We start from the raw sequence: 3,156 nt of genomic DNA, 5'->3' as shown, positions 1-3,156 counted from the left end.
AGTGCGGATTTCGGTGAACGTGACCGAGCGTTTCGCTAATACGTGACCGGTGCTTCCACCCCGGTTGCGCGGGTTCTGGATTGTAATCGCATCGGTCACGATGCGGCTTGTTCCTCGGCTTTTTTTCGGCGCAGCGACTCGCCTTTCATCGTCAGTCGGTAGGCGTTGTGCACCAGGCGGTCGAGGATGGCATCGGCCAGGGTCGGGTCGTTGATCCAGCCGTGCCAGTGCTCGATGGGCAGTTGGCTCGTCAGGATGGTGGAGCGGCTGCCAGCGCGGTCGTCGATCACCTCCAGCAGGTCATGCCGGGCTCCTTCCTCCAGCGGGGCTAGCGCCCAGTCGTCCAGCACCAGGACGTCGACCTTTGCCAGCTGTTGCAGGGTACGGCCGAAGCTGCCGTCGCCATGAGCGATGCGCAGTTGTTCCAGCAGGCGCGGGGTGCGCAGGTACAGGGTGCTATAGCCCTGGCGGCAGGCCTGGTTGCCCAGGGCGCAGGCCAGCCAGGTTTTGCCGGCACCGGTCGGGCCGGTCAGCAGCAGGTTGTGCTGCTGGCGGATCCAGTCGCCACTGGCCAGGGTGGCGATCAGACGCTCGTCCAGGGCGCGTCCGGAGCGGCGGTCGAGATCTTCCAGGCAGGCGTTGGCGTACTTGAGCTTGGCCTTCTTGCGCAGCCGTACCAGGCGCTGGTTGTCACGCCAGGCCAGTTCGCGGTCGAGCAGTAGGCCGAGGCGTTCATCGAAACTCAGGCTGTGGCTGGCCGGCAGCGTCCATTGCTCTTCCAGGGCGCGGGCCATGCCGTCCAGGCGTAGCTGGTGCAGTTGATTCAGGGTGTGTTGCGGCATCATCGAACAGCTCCTGTTGCGGGGGTTGGTAGTAGTCGGCGCCACGGACGTTTTCGTGGTGCTCGGGTAAGGTCGTTTCGGCGGCACGCTGGGGCAGCGGCTGTTGATCCAGGCCTTGCTGGAGCAGGCTGCGCACGCTGCGCCCGGTGAAGGCGCGCAGCTGGACGGCCCGCTCGGCAGCGGCTTCCAGCCGTGCATTGCCATAGCGGCGAGCCAGCGAGAGCAGGCCGAGGCAGGCGCGGTAGCCCATCTCCGGGTGCGGCTTGTGGGTCAGTTGGTGATCGATCAGTTGGCGCGTGTAGGGGCCGATCCGCGCGCCCCAGTCGAGCAGGCGTTGTGGCGTCCATTCGCGATGCGCCTGGTGCGCCGCGGGCATGTGCTCGCGCTGGGTACTGTAAGCGCCGCGTCGCCCCAGCAGCAGGTGGCTGGCCACCCGCCGGTTGCCATGCAGCACTTCCAGGGTGTGTGCCGTCAGTCGCACGTCCACGTTCTGCCGGGCCAGGGCGGAGGGCACGCTGTAGAAGCTGCCATTGACCTCGATGTGGTAGTCGATGCTGACCTTGCAGCGCTTGAAGGTGGCGACCTCGTAGGGATGCACCGGCAGCGCTCGCAAGGCCGGGCGATCCAGGCGCTCGAACCAGTCGCGCCGGCAGCCATCGAGCCGCTTGAACGGGCGCCGATTCAGATTCTCCAGCAGCTCGGCGATGGCCTGATTGAGCGCATGCAGGCTGAAGAACTGCCGATGGCGCAGCCGCGCCATGATCCAGCGCTCGACCACCTGCACCGCCACCTCGGCCTTGGCCTTGTCCTGAGGCTTGCGTGGCCGTGCCGGCAGGATCACCGTCTGGTAATGACGCGCGCACTCCAGCGTGGCCCGGTTCAGGCCCGGCTCGTAGCGATCCGGCTGGGCGACCAGGGCGCGCGGATTGTCCGGCACAACCATTTCCGGCACGCCGCCAAAGTAGGTCAGAGCCTGGCCCAGCGAGGTCAGCCAGTCCACCTGGGTTTCGCCTGGCGTCGCGCAGGCATAGGTGTAATTCGAGGCGCCCAGGGCGGCGACGAAGATGTGCGCCCGGCGCACTTCGCCGGTGGCCGGGTCGACCACCGGCAGCGTCGGCCCGGCATAGTCGATGAATAGCTTCTCGCCCGCACGGTGCAGCTGACGCATCGAACGTTTGAGCGTCTGGGCGTAGCGCCGGTAGTGCTCGACGAACTGGGTGTAGCGGTAGGTCGGCTGGCCCGCATGCGCGGCGAGATATTCCTCCCACAGCAGCTGCAAGGTCACGCCCTTGCGTCGCAACTCGCGGTGGATGCTCAGCACATCGGGCAGCACTCGCTCACCGCGCGGCTTGTTCGTCGACGTCGGTGCAAACAAGGCGGCCGCCAGCGCGGCCTCGTCCATGGCCACCAGCGCCGGCCAGTCCAGCCCGGCCACCCGCGCCGCCGCGATGTACTTGCTAACCACGCCCTTGGACAGCTGCAAGGCACGGGCAATCTTCTCGTGGGACAAGCCGGCCTCAAACTTGAGGCGCAGACATTCTTTGATGTTTCGCATGGCTACTCGCGGCGCCGCCATCTTCCTCTCCCGAAATCGGTCGAGGATGGCGGCGCATCAGGTCATGCGCAACGAAGGGGAAGGCTTTCGCTAAGTCGTGACCGGCGATTTCGGTAAGCCGTGACCACCTGTTTCGGAACAGGCGGAAAATCGGTCACGTTGCTACCGAAATGAGCGGTCACGCGTTAGCGAAATGACCGGTCACGATCAACCGAAACGGCCGGTCACAGTGCTCCGAAATCCGCATCCCGATCAAAGCGATGCATCCAGAGACTGGGCTTATTGCCCTCCTCCAATGCCAGCCCTTCAGCTGCAACCGTATCCATTCCGAGCTGCTGGACGACACGATAGAAGCAATACTCGCTGCGCAGGATGTCCTGATCGGTCTGACTGGCTTTGTTACGCGCGAACTTCACAAACCAGTGCTGGGCGGCGTCTGCATCTGGCAGCACGGCATCTGGATGTAAGGCGCCCTGCCGATCTTCAGTCAGCAACAGTTTGGGGGCCTCACCGCCAGCACCTGTCGCCCCGCCAATGGCTGCGCCCTGCTCATACGCGTACTCAAGGAATCGCGAGTCCCGGCTAATAACCTCATCGCGTGTGAAACCCAACATCGGACTGCCCGCAATCGCCTCGACAGCCTCCTTGATACGCAGATTGCCAATTGGCGCAGGTGTGCATCGCCCAAGAAGGTAGAGATCAAGATTGAGAGCCTCGGGCCGCTCGCCGCCCAAACGCTTCAGTAGAAAGCGTCTTGCT

General features: G+C 64.7%; 3 protein-coding genes. All 3 read right to left on the bottom strand.

Annotated features, from left to right (window positions below; genetic code table 11):
* Positions 1–95: 95 nt before the first annotated feature.
* Complete coding sequence (gene istB / locus ACRC0P_RS11260) at positions 96–845, bottom strand: IS21-like element IS1474 family helper ATPase IstB (RefSeq protein ID WP_003460139.1); 750 nt, start codon at positions 843–845, stop codon at positions 96–98.
* Positions 733–2,418: an IS21 family transposase gene (gene istA, locus ACRC0P_RS11255; RefSeq protein ID WP_438630902.1), complete on the bottom strand. Its 1,686-nt coding sequence runs from the start codon at positions 2,416–2,418 to the stop codon at positions 733–735. Before istA ends, istB begins: the two co-directional genes overlap by 113 nt.
* Positions 2,419–2,621: 203 nt before the next feature.
* On the bottom strand, positions 2,622–3,156 hold a 535-nt coding region (locus ACRC0P_RS11250), incomplete at its 5' end, for a HipA domain-containing protein (protein ID WP_438630900.1).

The organism is Microbulbifer sp. (genome assembly GCF_051659245.1).
Taxonomy (GTDB): domain Bacteria; phylum Pseudomonadota; class Gammaproteobacteria; order Pseudomonadales; family Cellvibrionaceae; genus Microbulbifer.
Note: the sequence above shows the minus strand (reverse complement) of the source record. Positions and strands in the feature narration are given on the sequence as shown.